At 71.3% G+C, this 16,186-nt stretch carries 14 protein-coding genes; 6 read left to right on the plus strand and 8 right to left on the minus strand.

Annotation, left to right across the window (positions count from 1 at the left end):
- Positions 1–28: 28 nt before the first annotated feature.
- The 3 genes from OG623_RS12975 to OG623_RS12985 all read right to left on the minus strand — a co-directional run bounded on the left by OG623_RS12975 (position 29) and on the right by OG623_RS12985 (position 3,200).
- Positions 29–1,126, minus strand: a complete 1,098-nt coding sequence (locus OG623_RS12975) for a DUF2690 domain-containing protein (protein WP_406146482.1) — start codon at positions 1,124–1,126, stop codon at positions 29–31.
- 426 nt (positions 1,127–1,552) lie between these two features.
- Complete coding sequence (locus OG623_RS12980) at positions 1,553–2,302, minus strand: DUF3017 domain-containing protein (RefSeq protein ID WP_406146483.1); 750 nt, start codon at positions 2,300–2,302, stop codon at positions 1,553–1,555.
- A gap of 19 nt (positions 2,303–2,321) precedes the next feature.
- Positions 2,322–3,200: a bifunctional methylenetetrahydrofolate dehydrogenase/methenyltetrahydrofolate cyclohydrolase gene (locus tag OG623_RS12985; protein ID WP_406146485.1), complete on the minus strand. Its 879-nt coding sequence runs from the start codon at positions 3,198–3,200 to the stop codon at positions 2,322–2,324.
- Between the two features lie 239 nt (positions 3,201–3,439).
- On the opposite strand from OG623_RS12985, the gene OG623_RS12990 reads away from it, so the two are divergent.
- A complete protein-coding gene (locus OG623_RS12990; protein ID WP_406146486.1) occupies positions 3,440–4,057 on the plus strand; it encodes a hypothetical protein in 618 nt (205 codons plus the stop codon).
- 61 nt (positions 4,058–4,118) lie between these two features.
- Here the strand turns inward: OG623_RS12990 and OG623_RS12995 are convergent, their stop codons facing one another.
- Together OG623_RS12995 and OG623_RS13000 are read right to left on the minus strand one after the other, a co-directional pair.
- Positions 4,119–5,588, minus strand: a complete 1,470-nt coding sequence (locus tag OG623_RS12995; protein ID WP_406146487.1) for a DUF2079 domain-containing protein — start codon at positions 5,586–5,588, stop codon at positions 4,119–4,121.
- Positions 5,589–5,897: 309 nt separating this feature from the next.
- Positions 5,898–6,341 (minus strand): MarR family winged helix-turn-helix transcriptional regulator, encoded by a 444-nt coding sequence (locus tag OG623_RS13000; protein ID WP_406146488.1) that lies wholly within the window; start codon positions 6,339–6,341, stop codon positions 5,898–5,900.
- A 306-nt stretch (positions 6,342–6,647) separates the two neighbouring features.
- On the opposite strand from OG623_RS13000, the gene OG623_RS13005 reads away from it, so the two are divergent.
- The 3 genes from OG623_RS13005 (at position 6,648) to OG623_RS13015 (ending at position 9,098) form a co-directional block, all read left to right on the plus strand.
- Positions 6,648–7,421, plus strand: a complete 774-nt coding sequence (locus tag OG623_RS13005; RefSeq protein ID WP_406146490.1) for an SDR family NAD(P)-dependent oxidoreductase — start codon at positions 6,648–6,650, stop codon at positions 7,419–7,421.
- A gap of 106 nt (positions 7,422–7,527) precedes the next feature.
- Positions 7,528–8,394, plus strand: coding sequence for an SDR family oxidoreductase (locus OG623_RS13010; protein ID WP_406146492.1), 867 nt, complete (start codon positions 7,528–7,530; stop codon positions 8,392–8,394).
- The gene (locus OG623_RS13015; protein WP_406146493.1) at positions 8,391–9,098 is read left to right on the plus strand and encodes a hemerythrin domain-containing protein; all 708 of its coding nucleotides are present in this window, start codon (positions 8,391–8,393) and stop codon (positions 9,096–9,098) included. Before OG623_RS13010 ends, OG623_RS13015 begins: the two co-directional genes overlap by 4 nt.
- Positions 9,099–9,196: 98 nt before the next feature.
- Here OG623_RS13015 and purH read toward each other — a convergent pair whose 3' ends face one another.
- Both purH and purN read right to left on the minus strand, forming a co-directional pair.
- Entirely contained in the window at positions 9,197–10,768 is a 1,572-nt protein-coding gene (gene purH, locus OG623_RS13020; protein WP_406146495.1) for a bifunctional phosphoribosylaminoimidazolecarboxamide formyltransferase/IMP cyclohydrolase, read from the minus strand.
- On the minus strand, positions 10,755–11,411 hold the full coding sequence (purN, locus tag OG623_RS13025) for a phosphoribosylglycinamide formyltransferase (RefSeq protein WP_406146497.1): 657 nt from the start codon (positions 11,409–11,411) through the stop codon (positions 10,755–10,757). The genes purH and purN overlap by 14 nt, the downstream gene beginning before the upstream one ends.
- A 239-nt stretch (positions 11,412–11,650) precedes the next feature.
- Between purN and OG623_RS13030 the strand changes: the two genes are divergently transcribed.
- Complete coding sequence (locus tag OG623_RS13030) at positions 11,651–12,670, plus strand: hypothetical protein (protein ID WP_406146498.1); 1,020 nt, start codon at positions 11,651–11,653, stop codon at positions 12,668–12,670.
- 64 nt (positions 12,671–12,734) lie between these two features.
- Here the strand turns inward: OG623_RS13030 and OG623_RS13035 are convergent, their stop codons facing one another.
- Complete coding sequence (locus OG623_RS13035; RefSeq protein ID WP_406151804.1) at positions 12,735–14,507, minus strand: DUF6350 family protein; 1,773 nt, start codon at positions 14,505–14,507, stop codon at positions 12,735–12,737.
- Between the two features lie 149 nt (positions 14,508–14,656).
- Here OG623_RS13035 and OG623_RS13040 point away from each other — a divergent pair, with 149 nt between their 5' ends.
- Positions 14,657–16,159, plus strand: coding sequence for a helix-turn-helix domain-containing protein (locus tag OG623_RS13040; protein WP_406146499.1), 1,503 nt, complete (start codon positions 14,657–14,659; stop codon positions 16,157–16,159).
- Positions 16,160–16,186: the final 27 nt, after the last annotated feature.

Genomic DNA, 16,186 nt, shown 5'->3' on the forward strand with positions numbered 1-16,186 from the left:
GGTTACGCAGCGCAGCGGCCCGAGCGCATCACTCCGGCGTGGCGCAGCCGGTCGCGCCGGAGGCCAGGGTCGCGCAGGCCTTGGCGTCGGAGGCCTTCTTGACGGCGACCATCGGGGTGTACGTCTCGGTGTCGGCGTCCACCGTGCCGTCCTGTTCCGACGCACCGGCGGTGATCTTCACGCTGTCACCGGGGGACGCCTGGGTGATACGGGCCCACACGGCCCCGCAGGTCTCGCTGTAGCGGACCTCGACGAGCCCGCTGCCGACGGCCGCGCTGGCGACCGTGCCGGCGAACTCGCCGCCGCAGCCCATGGCTTCCGGATCCTGGCCGGTGCAGTCGGCGCCGCCGCATTCGACGCCCGCCGGCAGCTGGGACGCGTCGGCCGTGGGCTCGGCCGACGGTGTCGCGGCCACCGCGTCGGCGTCGTCGTCCCCGCCCAGATCGAGGATCAGCACGGCCCCGGCCATCAGCAGGAGCGCACCCACGACACCCGCCAGGAACAGCGTCATCCTGCGCCGGCCGCCGCCCTGACGCGGCCCGTCGGAACCGCCGCCCGCGTGGTGTCCGCCCGGGGCCGAGTCCGGCTGCGGCTGCTGCGGGACGCGCGGCGCCGAGCCACGCTGGACGGGCACGGACGGTGGGCGGGCGGCACCATGGCCGGGCCCTCCTGGTCCGCCCGCGGTGGAGACTCCCGTACCGCCGGCCGCGTGGGCGCCGCCGTTCGCACGGCCGCCACCGGCCGCCTGGCCGGCCCTCTTGCCGCCCACGGGGGCTGCCGCCACACCCGCCTCGCCGAGCGCCGCACGCGCCTGGGAGATCCTGATGGCCTCCATCGTCATGTCATGACGCATCTCGGAGCGGCTCCAGGCCCGCTCGGCCAGTTCCCACATGGTCGTCAGATGGTGCAGCTGCGTACCCGTCACCTCGGCGAGCGCGACGATCGCCCCCTTGGGCGCGAGCAGCCTGCCGTTCAGATAGCGCTCCCACGACGTCTTGCTGTAGCCCGTGCGGTCGGCGACCGCGGCCAGGCTCAGCCCGCTGCGGTCCACCAGTCTGCGCAGTTGGCCCGCGAACTCCCGCACCTGCGGATCGAGTTCTTCCGGTAGTGCCTTCCAACGAGGCATTGCTTCCCCCCAGTCGATTCCCCCGGACGTTCCCCGGCGCGCCCCCCGGCCCCGACACCGGGCCCTTTCCCCCTGTCGTACGGAACGTCGGTCCCGCGCTCCGTACTACCCAGAAGGATGCACGGATCCAGGATGCCAGTTCCGGACAAAGGGGCGCACGGGGGCATTCGATATGCGCGCATGCTCCGTTGTGCGCCGCAGTGCGCGTCGATCCGGTCCGGGCGTCGTTGCCCGACGATCACACCATGGCGGAATGGTCACTTCCGTGCCACAGCCACCAGGCATCCCTTGAACCAGATGCCTCATGTCCATGACGCTTGACCCAGGACAGGGCAAGGCCGCTCAAGTCACCGCATTCCGGTGCTTCTTGCACCGGCGCCCGGTCCGGGTGTCCGTCCCTTCTCGGGGGAGGGGACGGACACCTCGTCAACGGATCGTGAAGTGGACGACGTCCGGCAGGAACGGGACGTCGAGCCAGGGCTTGGGCTGTGCCATCAGCGCGAGCAGCACGATCAGGAGCCCTATCAGGCCGTAGGTGACCAGATCGGTGAACCGGGACCGTACGGCGAGCATGCCGACGGACGGGACCACCCAGCGCATCACCGCACCGGCGAGCAGGGCGAAGCCCATCAGCATGGTGCCGATCCTGAAGGCGTTGCCGAAGGGATCGGCACCGACGATCAGCAGCCCGACGCCCGCCGTGCAGAGCACCGTGAGCAGCGGCCACTGACGGGCGGGCGCGGGGGCGTCCCCCGCCGCTGCCCTGCCGCCGCCCTCGGGGCGCGCGGTGTCGCGGGTCAGCGAGAAGCGACGCGAGGGCACCCAGGTCGATCCGCTCCGCCCGGCGGGCTCCCGGGCGGCGGGGGTCTCGGGGGCCCCGGGGGTTTCGGGGGCCGCAGGAGCCTCTGAAGCCCCAGTGGTTTCGGGGGCCGCAGCAGCCTCGGGGGCCCCAGCGGCCTCAGGAGCCGCGAAGGCAGCAGGAACCTCAGGGGCCTCCGCTTCCTCGCGCGTCGCGTCCTTCCGCGTACCGTCCTCCCGCGTCGCGTCCTTCCGCGTACCGTCCTCGCCCGGCTGCTCCTGGCCGTGCTCTGTCACCCGGGCCTCAGCGGACGTCTCGGCCTCATCGGCCGGTCCGTCCGCGTGCGTACCGCCTGCCGGACTCGTACCAGCACCCATGACGTTCCTCCGGTCCGGGTCAGCCGGCGGAAACGGCGGAGGCCTCGGCGGCGGCGAGCTCGGCCGCCTCGACCACGTTGACGAGCAGCTGAGCCCGGGTCATGGGTCCGACACCACCCGGGTTGGGGGCGACCCAGGCGGCCACATCGACCACACCGGGGTGGACATCGCCGACGATCTTGCCGTTCTCGTCCCGGCTGACGCCGACGTCCAGCACGGCCGCGCCCGGCTTCACGTCCTCGGGCTTGATCAGGTGGGCCACACCGGCGGCGGCGACGATGATGTCGGCCTGCCTGAGGTGCACGGAGAGGTCACGGGTGCCGGTGTGGCACTGGGTGACGGTCGCGTTCTCGGACTTGCGCGTCAGCAGGAGCGGCAGGGGACGGCCGATGGTGACGCCCCGGCCGACCACGACCACATGGGCGCCGTTGATCTCCACGCCGTGGCGGCGGAGCAGCGTGACCACGCCCTGCGGGGTGCAGGGCAGCGGGCCGCGCTCGTTCAGCACGAGCTTGCCCAGGCTCATCGGGTGCAGGCCGTCCGCGTCCTTCGCCGGGTCCATCAGCTCCAGGATCCGGTTGGTGTCGATCCCCTTGGGGAGCGGGAGCTGCACGATGTAACCCGTGCAGTCGGGGTTCGCGTTGAGCTCCCGTACGACCTCCTCGATCTCCTCCTGGGTGGCGGTGTCGGGGAGTTCACGCTGGATGGAGCCCATGCCGACCTGGGCGCAGTCACGGTGCTTGCCGTTGACGTACCAGCGGCTGCCCGGGTCGTCGCCGACGAGCAGGGTTCCCAGACCAGGTGTGATGCCCTGTGCCTTGAGGGCCGCCACGCGGACGGTCAGATCGGACTTGATCGCAGCTGCGGTGGCCTTGCCATCGAGAATCTGGGCAGTCATGGAACCCATCCTCGCGGATGACCCCGCCCGCGTACCAATCCTGGCTTGCCACGTGGACATGAGATTGCACTTGCACAACACATTCGGCGACCGGCTGGACAAATGGCGGATGTCACGACGACGATAAGTCCGCATCACCGCGGGCAGGGTCGGGGGGACCAACCGTTGCAGATTGCGCAGATTTCCTCCGCCGCCAGGACCGCGTCGTCCCCATAGATTCGCAACGGAGGAAATTCGCCATGAGCTTCGGCGACCCCAACAACCCCTACGGCCAGCAGCAGGGTGGACAGCCGGGCGGCCAGCCCGGCGGGCAGCAGCCGGGCTACGGCTATCCGCAGCAGGCCCCGCAGGGTGTTCCCCAGCAGGGTTACGGCTACCCGCAGGCACCGCCGGTCCAGGGCGGCTACGGCTTCCCGGGCGGGCCGGGCGAGATGCCCGGCGGTGTGAAGGCCTCGCGCGTCCTGCTCTACGTGATCGCCGGACTCCAGGTCATCGGCGCGATCTTCGTCGTCCTCGCCGCCGCTGCGGTGAGCGCGGCCAAGAACGACCCGACGCTCCAGGAAGACGTCCAGTTCCAGCAGCTCGCCGACTACTCGGGCGGCGTGCTGTGGGCCATCGCCGTCTTCGCCGTGCTGTGGGGCGCCTTCGCCGTCGTCCTCGCCGCCAAGTTCGGCAAGGGGGGCAGCGGACTGCGTGTCACGACCATCATCTTCGGCGTGATCACCGCGATCCTCGGCATCTACCCGTTCGTCGTGATCGGCCTCATCCACACGGTGCTCGCCGTCCTGGTGATCGTCTTCGTCGCGAAGTCCGACGGCGAAGCGTGGTTCAACCGCCAGCAGCAGCCGCAGTACTGATCTCTCTCCCCGCTCGCGCGCGAAGGCCGTGACACCCGCTCAACCGGCGGGTGTGCGGCCTTCAGCCGTTTCCGGGTGCCGAGGTCGACCGTGCGGTGCGCTCCATGACCACGAAGGGGCCGGCCTCACGGGTGACCCGGTAGCGGGCCTCCGGGTGGAGCTGCTGGGCGTATTTCACCGGGTCGTCGATCGGCTGCGACCAGCCGAAGTCCAGGTTCAGCGCGACGACATCGGGCGCGGTGCCGGGGGCCCCGCCGACCCAGTAGACGGTGCGGTCCCCGGTCAGGTGCGCCATCAGCGTGATGTCGGTCTCCACCCGCGCTCCCACGGGGATGGCGTCCAGCGCCTCCTCGGCTGCGTGGGTACGCACATCGGCGCGGTAGGTCTCCGGGCGCAGCAGCTCGCGGAACGGGAGGTGCTGGGTGAGCGCGACGGCGATGGCTGCGGCCATGGGGACGGCGACGTTCGCGTAGGAGACGAGCCAGGGCCGCTTCGAGTCCTGGCTGCGCCTGATGCCGTCGGCCATGGCCAGGAAGACCACCGGCATCAGGATCGCGCTGTAGTGCCAGACCATGCCCCAGTGGTTGGAGTCCTGGGAGAGCAGCCGCCAGCCGAGCGTGGGCAGGACGAGCAGGACCAAGGTGGAACGGAGCGCCATGAAGGCGGTGATGCCGACCAGGAAGACCAGCATCTCGATCTTGACCGACGAGTCGAACACTCCGAGGACGGAGTGGAGCAGCGAGACCTCCTGCCCGCCGTCCTCCTCGATCTTCTTCCAGTAGTCGTACGTCCCCGCGCTGCTGGCCGCCGGTATGAGCACCAGCACGGTCAGCGCGAACGCGAGCACCCCGACGGCCGCCAGCAGGAAGCCCTGGAGCCGCCTCCCGTACAGGGCGAGGAGCAGGCCGACGACGGCCACGGTGGCCCCGAGGTCCTCCTTGACCAGGACCAGCGGCAGCGACCACAGGACGACGGCGCGCCAGCGCTCCATGAGCAGGGCCCGGCAGACCAGGGCGAGCAGCGGAACGGCGAAGGCTATCTCGTGGAAGTCGGCCTTCACCGCCTCCTGGAGCCCCCAGGACAGCCCGTACGCGACAGTGACGCAGAGACCCGAGCGGCCACCCAGGATCTGCTGCACGGTACGCCCGACGACGACCGCCGACGCGGCGAACAGGGCGGCCTGGGCGAACAGCAGGGCGACGGCGGACGGCCAGATCCAGTAGAGCGGGACGAGGAGCGCCACGACCGGGCTGAAGTGGTCGCCGAGGATCAGATAGCCCGGCCCCTTGATGTCGACGACCGGTGCGTCGAACCCCGCGTAGGCGCGCACCTCCTGCTCGAAGATGCCCAGGTCCCAGGAGGGCGACTGGAAGTGGCTGAAACGCAGGTACGCGTAGAGGAAGTAGACCGCGCACAGGGCCACGGCGGCGATCAGATACGGACGCAGCGGCGCCGGATGCGATGCGCTCCCGGCCGGCCGGGGCGCCTGCTCGCCCGGCGCGTCGGTCTCGCTCTGGTTCAGGTCAAGCACGGTGCCCCCGCAACGGAATCCCTTACTGGTCACTGCCCGGTCGCACCGGTTCCGCCCGTCACGGCCCGACAAGCCACTCATTAGAACAGAAGATCGGGAAAGCGCTCGGCGCGGTCCGCGGTCCACGAAGGGATGCGGCCTGCGGCCGTCACTGAGCCGGAGGCCGGACCGCCCGCGCCCGATATCCGTCGGGGGTTGTCGATGAATACAGTCAATGAGACTGACCATCGGGGCGAGGTGAGGCCCGTCGAGCATCCCAGCGGTCCAGAGTGTGAGGAAGCCGGGGCGAACGGCTCGACACGGACGGGCCTAGCTCGCGTAGGGGTCGGTGATCTCACGCAGCTGATCCAGGATCTGGTGCAGCAACGTGAAGTTGCGGGTACCCAGATAGGCCTTCCACTCCGAGAGGATTTCGTCGAGTGTCGCCGAGGCCACCTCGACCGCCCGCTTGCCGCGCCCCTCGATCACGATCAGTCGGGCGCGACCGTCCGTAGGGTCGGGGACCCGGCGGACATAGCCCAGACGCTCCAGCTGGTCGACCAGCACGCCGGCGCTCTGCTTGCTCATCTGCGCCTGGTCAGCGAGGTCGGTGAGGCGCGAACCGTCCGGGGCGACGCGTTGGAACACCCGGCACTGGGCGAGGGTCCAGTCATCGAACCCGGCGTCCTGCAGGGCCCGGAACATCCGGTCCTCGGTGTACCGGTACGGGATGAACAGCGACACCCCCAGATCGACCCGCTCCTCGTCACCCATAGCACTCCCAGCCCCGCCTGCCACCCGGCCACACGAGGTCCACACCCTACGCGAACGCCGCCGGGCCCGACCCCCCGCCGGTCCGGTCGCGGTGGCGTGTGCGCGGGGCAGCGCCCACCACGCTCCGCGCACGCGGCCCACTCCTCGGTGACCTCGCACCTGCCGCTGTTGCCGCCGACGCGACCATATGCCTAAAGTAGTCAATGTTCCTGACTAATTGGAGGGAGCCCGATGAAAGAACGGACAGCGCGAACCAAGGACCGTTCACATCCGGACAAGGCAGAGAGAAAGAACGCAGGTAGCGCGATGACACCGACATCAAGCCTGGCGGGCAAGCGGGTCCTCGTCACCGGAGGCAGTAGCGGGATCGGCGCCGCGATCGTGCGACGGCTCGCCGCCCAGGGGGCCACGGTCGCGGTCGGCTACCGATCCGGTCAGGAGGCGGCCGAGGCACTCGTCGGTGAGCTCCGCGACCACGGGTGTGCCGCGTCGGCGTTCCCCGCCGACATCGGCGACAGAGCGCAGACCCACGAGCTGGTGGGCGCGGTGGTGTCCGAGTTCGGCGGCCTGGATCTGCTGGTCAGCAACGCCGGGATCGAGCACTTCGGAGCGCTGGAAACCATCACTCAGGCCGACTTCGACCGCGTCTTCCGGAGCAATGTGGCCGGGCAGCTGTTCGTCACCCAGGCAGCGGTGGCCGCGATGCCCGACGGTGGCCGGATCGTGCTCAGCTCTTCGGTCAGTGCGCGCCTGGCGGTCCGTCAGCACGCCCTGTACGCGGCGAGCAAAGGCGCCGTTCCGGCCCTGGTGCGCAATCTCGCTCCCGAGCTGGCCGAACGGAACATCGCCATCAACGCGATCGCCCCGGGCGCCACCGCCACCCGCATGGCCGACTACGCACCCCACTACGTGCACCCCGCCCTCGCCGATGTGCCGTTCCCCGCACTCATCCGCTCCATGAGCGCGCTCGGCAGGCTGGCCCAGCCTGACGAAATCGCCGCTGCGGTCGCGTTCCTGCTCTCCCCGGACGCGTCCTTCATCACCGGCACCACCATCGAAGCCGACGGTGGCTGGAACTGACGCACCCGGCTCATCCCACCGGCCATGACGCCAGGGATCAACGCCGGGGCCGGTCGTCCCCAAGCCGCAACACACTCACCCCGAACACCTGTCGAAGGGAAACACCATGTCCACTGTCATCACCGGAGCCTCGGGGCACCTCGGCCGTCTCATCGTCGACCAGCTCCTCGCCGCCGGAACACCGCCGGAGCAGATCGTGGCCACCGGGCGGGACACCGGCAAGCTCGCCGACCTCGCACGTAACGGGATCACCGTGCGGCACGCCGACTTCGCCGACCCGCAGACCCTCGACAGCGCCTTCGCGGGCACCGACGCGCTGATGCTGGTCTCCACGACGACGGTGGATGAGCGTTTCGACAACGCCCGCAACGCCATCGACGCGGCGGGCCGGGCCGGTGTCTCCCGCATCGTGTACACCAGCATCCTCAACGCCCCGACCTCGCAGATGACGCTCGCCGACGCGCATCGCCGCACCGAGGAGTACCTGCGTGACAGCGGGGTGCCGTTCGCCATCCTGCGTAACGGTTGGTACCTGGAGAACTACACGGATCAGCTCCCGATGATCACCCAGTACCAGGCACTGCTGGGCAGTGCGCACGACGGGCGTGTCAGTGCGGTCGCCCGAGGTGATCTGGCGGCAGCCGCGGCAGCGGTACTGACGCAGGACGGGCACCTCGGTGCGACCTACGAACTTGGCGGAACGCCGTTCACGCTGACCGAACTCGCCGCCACGTTCAGCGAAGTCCTGGGCACCCACATCGCCTACCGGGACATGTCGGTGGCCGACTACACCGCGACTCTGACGGGTGCCGGGCTGCCGCCGGAGATGGCCGCCGCGGTGGCCGACGCCGACGCCGGGCTGGCCCGCGGCGAGCTGTTCACGGACAGCGCCGACCTGGTCGAGCTCATCGGCAGGCCGGTGACCACGGCGCGGGAAGCCGTACTGAGCGCCGCCGTCGAGGAGTCACGGTGAGTGCCCCCGGACCCGGCGTCGACACCCATGAGATGGTGCTGATCCACCGCGTACTCCGGCGCGAGTTCGGTCAGCTACCGCGGCTGTTGCGCGCCGCGGCAGGTGACCGTGCACGATCCGGTGTCATCGGTGCGCACGCCCGGGAGATGCTGGCTTTCCTCCACACACACCACAGCGGCGAGGACGAGCTGCTCTTTCCGCTACTGCGTGAGCGAGGAGCCCTCGACCCGGAGCTGATGGACCGGATGGATGCCCAGCACGCACAGGTCGACGACGCTGTCTCTGCCATCGACGCGGAGTTGGCGACGTGGACGGCGAGCGCGGACGCTGCCGCGGGCGAGCGGATGGCCGCTCGCATCGACGCCATGATGCCGGCGCTGATCGAGCACCTGGCCGAGGAGGAGCAGGAAATACTGCCGATCGTCTCCGTCACGCTGGCGCAGAGCGAATGGGACGCGCTCGGCAGGCACGGCATGACCGCGATCCCCCTCACGCGGCGGCTGGTCATCCTCGGCCACATCATCGAGGAGGCCGATGACGCGGAGCGGCGAGAGTTCATGAAGGTCCTGCCGGCCCCGGCCCGCGCGGCCTACAAGCTGATCGGCCATCGCCGGTTCACCCGCGAAACCAGCAGGATCCGCGGCCTGCCCTCCCCACGACCCGACAGCACACCCGAGTGGTCACCGGGCGCCGCCGAACGCTGACGAATCGGATCCGTCGGTCGCCGGGACGCAGCGCAGGCCGTACCCGGGAGGGTTACGGCCTGCGGTGCGTCATCGTGCGGGCTTCTTCAGGGCTTCCGTCAGTGGAAGAAGTGGCGCGTGCCCGTGAAGTACATGGTCACGCCCGCCTTCTGCGCGGCCTCGACGACGAGTTCGTCACGGACCGAGCCGCCCGGCTGGGCGACCGCCTTGATGCCGGCCGCGGTCAGGATCTCCAGGCCGTCGGGGAAGGGGAAGAAGGCGTCGGACGCGGCGTAGGAGCCCTGGGCGCGCTCAGCGCCCGCCCGCTCGACCGCGAGCTTCGCGGAGTCGACGCGGTTGACCTGGCCCATGCCGACGCCGACCGAGGCGCCGTCCTTGGCGAGCAGGATGGCGTTGGACTTGACGGCCCGGCTCGCCTTCCACGCGAAGGCCAGCTCCCTGAGCTCGGCCGGGGAGAGCGCGTCGCCGGCGGCGAGCGTCCAGTTGGCCGGGTCGTCACCGTCGGCCTGGAGGCGGTCGGCGACCTGGAGGAGCACGCCACCGTCGATCGGCTTGACCTCGACGGCGGAGGCCGGGGCGTCCGGGCAGCGCAGCACGCGGATGTTCTTCTTACGGGCGAGCACCTCGACGGCGCCGTCCTCGTACGCCGGGGCGACGATGACCTCGGTGAAGATCTCGGCGACCTGCTCGGCCATCTCGACGGTCACCGGCCGGTTGACGGCGATGACACCGCCGTAGGCGGAGAGCGGGTCGCAGGCGTGCGCGTTGCGGTGTGCCGTCGCGACGTCGTCGGCGATCGCGATACCGCACGGGTTGGCGTGCTTGATGATCGCGACGCACGGCTCGGCGTGGTCGTAGGCGGCGCGGCGGGCGGCGTCGGTGTCCGTGTAGTTGTTGTAGGACATCTCCTTGCCGTGCAGCTGCTCGGCCTCGGCGAGGCCACCGTCGCCGGAGGTGTAGAGCGCGGCGGGCTGGTGCGGGTTCTCGCCGTAGCGCAGGACATTCTTGCGGGCGAAGGTGTCACCGAGGAACTCGGGGAGGCCGGAGTCGTCGGCGGCGGCGTAGTCGTCCACGAACCAGGAGGCGACGGCCACGTCGTAGGCGGCGGTGTGCTGGAAGGCCTCGGCGGCGAGCCGCTTACGGGCGGTCAGGTCGAAGCCGCCCGCCTTGACGGCGGCGAGGACGTCGGCGTAACGCTCCGGGCTGGTCACGACGGCCACGGACGGGTGGTTCTTGGCGGCGGCGCGGACCATCGAGGGGCCGCCGATGTCGATCTGCTCGACGCACTCGTCGTCGGACGCACCCGAGGCGACGGTGGCCTTGAACGGATAGAGGTTGACGACGACCAGGTCGAACGGCTCCACGCCGAGCTCGGCGAGCTGCTCGCGGTGGGAGTCCAGGCGCAGGTCGGCGAGGATGCCGGCGTGCACGCGGGGGTGCAGCGTCTTGACACGGCCGTCGAGGCACTCGGGGAAGCCGGTGAGCTCCTCGACCTTGGTGACCGGCACACCGGCGGCTTCGATCTTCCCTGCGGTGGAGCCGGTGGACACCAGCTCGACACCTGCCTCGTGCAGACCGCGGGCGAGGTCTTCGAGCCCCGTCTTGTCGTAGACGCTGACCAGGGCGCGGCGGATGGGCTTGTTCGCCGGGGTGGGGTTATTCACCGACATGACCGAGATGAACCTTTCGTCCCTCAATGCGATAGCCGTCACGGGCGAGCCGCCCCACGGCCTCGACGAGCAGCTTGCGCTCGACTTCCTTGATGCGTTCATGGAGGGCGGCTTCGCCCTCCACCGTTTCCTCTTCGGTCACATCGACCACGCCCTGCGCGATGATCGGACCGGTGTCGACGCCGTCGTCGACGAAGTGGACGGTGCACCCGGTGACCTTCACGCCGTGCGCGAGCGCGTCGCGGACTCCGTGGGCGCCGGGAAAGCTGGGGAGCAGGGCGGGGTGGGTGTTGACGATCCGGCCGCCGAACCCGGCCAGGAACGCCTTGCCCACGATCTTCATGAACCCCGCGGACACGACGAGGTCCGGGCGGTGCTCCGCCACGGCCGCGGTCAGGGCGGCGTCCCATGCGTCGCGGTCGGCGTACTCGCCGAGCTTGCACACGAAGGTGGGAAGCCCGGCGCGCTCGGCACGCTCGATACCGACGGTGCCGTAGCGGTCGGCGCCGACCGCGACGATCCGGGCGCCGTAACCCTCGGGGTCGTCACCGATCGCGTCGAGGAGGGCCTGAAGGTTCGTTCCTGAGCCGGAGACCAGTACGACCACACGGGCCGGGGCGGCGGAGGGGGGCGGGGAGGCCACAGCAGGGCCCTTTCTCGCGTGGTGCAGCAGGTACGCGATGTACAGGAGGTGCGTTTGTATGGTCGTACGAAAGAAGCTCGTCCCGCGATACGGGGAACTCTACGAACGGTCCGACCGTCAGCAACGATACCGGCACACCCGGCGGCCCCCACGGGACGGGGGCGTAGCCGGGAGGTAGCGTCAGGGGACAGGGAACCGCCCCCGGGCGGAAATGACGAGATGGGGAAGACGTTCACCACATGCCGGACCGCCTCCGCACCGCCCTTGGCCACCCGCTGCCCGAGCGGGCATCCACGCTGATGCGGGAACGCCAGTCCTCATCGCCGGACTCCCCCTCGGGCTCATCACCGGACTCTTCTTCCGGGTCAGGCTCCTCGTCGGGGTCGGGCTCCTCGTCGGGGTCCAGGTCCTCGTCCGGTCGGGGGGCGTCATCCGGCCGCGGGGCGTCATCCGGTCGCGGGTCCTCCGGGTCGTCCGACGACAATCCGTTCGCGGCACCGCCCGAGGACCGGCCCGACCAGCCCTGGCAGCCCCGCCACCCCTCCCACGCGCCGGGCCGGCAGGGCAACGGCGGCGGAAACGGTGAGGGTGGCGGCGGCGGCTCCGATGGCCGGTCCGACGACCGGCCCGTCTGGGGCAGCCAGTGGAGCGACCAGCAGCCGGGCCGCCAGAGCGGCGGTTTCGGCGGCCGTCCGGGCGGCACCGGCGGCACAGGACCGGGCGGCCAGGGCGGTGGCCCCGAGGGCAGTCCGCCCGGGCTGCGCTGGGACCCGACCGATCCCGCTCAGCGGCGTGCGCGCTATGCGGTGCTGGGCGGCATGTGGGCGTTCTTCTTCGCCCTCTTCGACCTCCCCGAGATCGCCATGCTCCTCGGTGCCCTCGCCGTTTACTGGGCGATCAGCGCCCTTCGCGGTGGGCCCCGGAAGACCGAGCCGACGGGTGCGGGCGCGGGACAGACCGCGGTGTCCGGCACGAGCGCCCAGGACCACGCGACCACGCCCCCGGCGACGGGGGCCGCTCCCGCCGCTCCCGCCCCCGGGGTCGCGCAGGGCAGCAGCCGGCAGCAGACGACGGCGGCCATCAGCGGTCTGGTGACGGCGCTGCTCGCTCTGGCGATCGTGGCCACCGGGTACACGGTTCAGCTCGTCTACCGCGACTACTACACGTGCGTGAACGACGCGCTCACCAAGTCCGGCGCCATCGCCTGCAACGACAAGCTGCCCGCCCCACTGGAGCCCTTCTTCGGCGTGAAGAAGTAGCGGCCCGCCGGCCTGACCCGCTGGCCGGCTGGCTGGCTGGCTGGCTGGCTGGCTGGCTGGCTGGCTACGGAGCGGTGTCCCGGTCGGGTTCCGGTTGCCTCTGGGTATCCGGGTCCCGGCCGGTTGGCGTATCGGGTTCGGGTTTGGGCTCGGGTTCGGGTTCGGGCTCGGTCTCGGTCTCCGGTTTGGGTTTGGGTTTGGGTTTGGGTTTGGGTTTGGGTTTGGGTTTGGGTTTGGGCTCGGGCTCGGCTTTGGGCTTGAGTTCCGGATTGGGTCTGGGCTTGGGGCTCGGGCCCGGGTCCTTGTCCGTGTCGGCCGGGAAGTCCGCCATCAGCCCGCCCGAGTTCCTCTTGAGCGCGGCCCATCGCGCTTCCCGCGCCCCGTCCTCGTGCCAGGGGCCTGCCGACAGGAAGTCGTACGGCTCCGCGTCGACGTCCTCGGCTCCGCCCCCGTCCCCGTCCGCTCCCCCGGGCCCCTTCTCCGTCTTCTGCTTCTCCGCCTTCTGCGCGGACTTCCGCCCCGGCTCCTGCTCCTGCCCCGGTTCCGTCTTCGCCTGGTCCCCCTTCACCATGTCCCACCGCCACCCCCACCGGTGTTCCCGCAGCCGCCACGCCCTGAGCAACAGCGCCGCCGGTACGCCGATCACCGAAGTCCAGGCGAGCGCGGCCGGGCCCACCAGCCACCACACGGGGCCGAACTCCGCCAGAGCCCCGGTGCCGAGCGGGCCGCCCGACGCCGCCGCCAGTACCGCCGCGCCCGCCGCGCAGCCCACCGCGGCGAGTCCCGCCACCAGCGCGGTACGGGCCTGACCCCAGGCCTCCTCGCGCCCCCCGCGCACCGGGGCCGCCGCCCGTGCGACGAACCGGGCGAGGGTCAGGGCCGCCAGGACGGGTACCGCGACCGCCGCCCAGTTCGCGAACGTTCCCTGGCCGTGGGCCGGCACCGCGGCAAGCAGGGGAAAGTCCGGCATCGCGGGAGGCCCGGTGAACGCGAGCGGGGTGGCCATCGACGCCGTACCGAGGGCGAATCCAGGCCCGAGGCCGTACGCGGCACCCCACATCGCCGCGTTCGGCACGAGCGCCGTGGCCAGCAGGAGTACGGAGACCCGGCCCGCCCAGTCGCCCGACAGACCCAGGAACGAGTCCTTCGCCGCCCCCGTGTGCCACACCAGCGCCACCGCGACCAGCAGCGCCCCGCCGCCGAGCAGCATGAGCACACCCGCGGCCGCCGACCGCAGGGCGACCCCGACCCCGGACCGGAAACGGGAGCGGGCGGCTGCCTCCTGCAGTCTCAGCGGCGCCCAGACCAGCAGCGGTGTCAGGGGCCGCCCACGCGCCGCCCACACCCCCGCTGCCGCCGCGCCGGCCACCACGAAGGTGACGGGGAAGGCGAGCGAGGTCCGGTCGGCGGGGAGTGCCCCGTCACCGGCGTAGGCCGCCGCCCCGAGCATCACCAGCAGATATCCGGCGGTCACCGCGCAGAACGCCCCGACCGCCGAGTGCCCGCCCGAAGCCTCACCCTCGTTCTCCGCCGAGTCCCGGGCGGCCCGGTGCACCAACCACACGGGCAGCACCACGAGCAGCAGCGGAACCATCGCCACCGGTGCAGGGTGGCCGCTCAGTGTGTCGGCTCTGACGAGTTCGGCCCCGTGGGCCAGCAGCCAGATCCCGGTCGCCACGTGGAAGGCCTCGCCGGGCCCGCTGTCGGGGTACGGAGAGCTGATCCACAGCACCATGACCAGCACAGCGAGCGAGCCGAGCCCGAGCCCCGCCGCCAGCACTCCGCGCACGAAAGCGTAGGCCAGGGCGGCGGACCTGGTGCGCTCTGCCGACAACATCGGGCTGCGTTCGGTCACTTGGGTCACGCGGCCATGCTGCCAACGACACGCGCTTATTTCGTGTAACGGGCTAATAGCCGCTGTGTCGCTCAATATACGTTTATGTACTTTTTCACCCAGTGCAGTGTCCTCGCGGACGGAGGCCTGGCATGACGCGCAGCAGCACAGGACCGGCGCCCGGAGCCCCTCTGCCCTCCCCCAAGGAGCGGCGCAGGCTGCGTGAGGCGAAGGCGCTGAGTGAGGAACAGGTCGCAGCGGCCGTGGGGGTCACGCCCGCGACCGTCCGCGCGTGGGAAACGGGGCGCACGAACCCTCGGGGCCGTCGGCGCGCGGCGTACGCACGGCTGATCGGCTGCGCCGACGACCACCCCACGCCACCGTCGCCGCCTTCGCCACCGTCACCGCCTTCGCCGCAGGCCGCCGAAGCCACCGGGAGCAGCACGCCACCCCCGACCGAGCCCGGCACCACCCCCGCGAACCCCCGAACCACCCCCGACCCGGCAAAGCCCACCCTGGACGACCCCGCCCCGCATCCGGACGCACCGGACTCGGACGCACCGGACTCGGCGACGCCGGAAACGGACGCGCGGGAAGCCGCAGCACCGGTCGCGGCGTTGCCGCAAACGCCAACTCCGGAGGCCCCCGCGCCCGAGGCCCCCGCACCGGTGGCAACGGTGCCGGACCCCGCGGCACACGAGGTACCCGAAGCACCCCAGGCACCCCAGGCACCCGAGGCACCCCAGGCACCCGAGGCGCCCGAAGACCCCGCACCCGCCCCCGCGGCGCCGGACGGGAGTGGGGCCGTGCCGTCGCCCCGGGACGGTCTCACCCCCGAGGAGGCGTACGACGCGCTGTACGGCCGTACCGCCCCCGGCCTCACCCGACAGATGTATCTGCTGACCGGTCGCCGGAAGCTGGCCGGGGAAGCCGTGGAACACGCCTTCCGAATCGCCTGGCAGCGGTGGCCCGAGGTGGCCAGGGACCGTGACCCTGCGGGCTGGGTGCGGGCGGCCTCGTACGAGTACGCGATGTCGCCCTGGCATCAGCTGCGCCGCACCCACCGCCGGGTAGACGCGCCGCCCGACGACCCGGCTCGGCGTGCACTGCTCGACGCGCTGCTCGGCCTGCCGGCCTCCTACCGGCGCACCCTGCTGCTCCACGACGGCGTGGGCCTGGGGCTGCCGGAGACGGCCGCGGAGACGGAGGCGAGCACCCCGGCGACGGCGAGCAGGCTGCTGAATGCACGGGCCGCGGTCGCCGAACGGCTCCCCGAGCTGGCGGATCCCGCTGCACCCACGGAGTCCGGCGGCAGGTCCCCGGTGCTCCGCGAGCGGCTGGGCGCACTCGCCCTCGCGGAAGAGGTACCCGAACCGCCACCGGCCACCGCCGTCCGCGCGGGCAGCCAGCGCATCGCCCAGCTCTGGACCCGGGCGGCGCTCTGCTTCGGCGTACTGCTCGTCAGCACGACCGCCTTCACCCTGCACACGGCCCCTACGCAGTACGAGCAGCCGCTCTATCCCGCCGAGCCGGTCGGCGGCGTCCCGCCACGGGGTGGGCCTGAGAAGCTGACCCCGCAGGACCTGAAGCTGGAGAAGGCGCTGAAGGGCCAGTTCATGCACGGCCCCGAGCGGCTGGTTCCACGCATCCCCTGACACGGAAACGGCGCGGGTCCGCACCCC

Source organism: Streptomyces sp. NBC_01012, assembly GCF_045162755.1.
Classification (GTDB): Bacteria; Actinomycetota; Actinomycetes; order Streptomycetales; family Streptomycetaceae; genus Streptomyces.

Excerpts from the sequence above, each read along its gene's own strand:
- OG623_RS13030 (WP_406146498.1), top strand. The coding sequence starts at position 11,651 with ATGCCGGACCGCCTCCGCACCGCCCTTGGCCACCCGCTGCCCGAGCGG.
- OG623_RS13005 (WP_406146490.1), top strand. The coding sequence starts at position 6,648 with ATGACACCGACATCAAGCCTGGCGGGCAAGCGGGTCCTCGTCACCGGA.
- purH (WP_406146495.1), bottom strand. The coding sequence starts at position 10,768 with ATGTCGGTGAATAACCCCACCCCGGCGAACAAGCCCATCCGCCGCGCC.
- OG623_RS13010 (WP_406146492.1), top strand. The coding sequence starts at position 7,528 with ATGTCCACTGTCATCACCGGAGCCTCGGGGCACCTCGGCCGTCTCATC.
- OG623_RS12985 (WP_406146485.1), bottom strand. The coding sequence starts at position 3,200 with ATGACTGCCCAGATTCTCGATGGCAAGGCCACCGCAGCTGCGATCAAG.
- OG623_RS13040 (WP_406146499.1), top strand. The coding sequence starts at position 14,657 with ATGACGCGCAGCAGCACAGGACCGGCGCCCGGAGCCCCTCTGCCCTCC.
- OG623_RS12975 (WP_406146482.1), bottom strand. The coding sequence starts at position 1,126 with ATGCCTCGTTGGAAGGCACTACCGGAAGAACTCGATCCGCAGGTGCGG.
- OG623_RS12990 (WP_406146486.1), top strand. The coding sequence starts at position 3,440 with ATGAGCTTCGGCGACCCCAACAACCCCTACGGCCAGCAGCAGGGTGGA.
- OG623_RS13035 (WP_406151804.1), bottom strand. The coding sequence starts at position 14,507 with ATGTTGTCGGCAGAGCGCACCAGGTCCGCCGCCCTGGCCTACGCTTTC.
- OG623_RS13000 (WP_406146488.1), bottom strand. The coding sequence starts at position 6,341 with ATGGGTGACGAGGAGCGGGTCGATCTGGGGGTGTCGCTGTTCATCCCG.
- OG623_RS12980 (WP_406146483.1), bottom strand. The coding sequence starts at position 2,302 with ATGGGTGCTGGTACGAGTCCGGCAGGCGGTACGCACGCGGACGGACCG.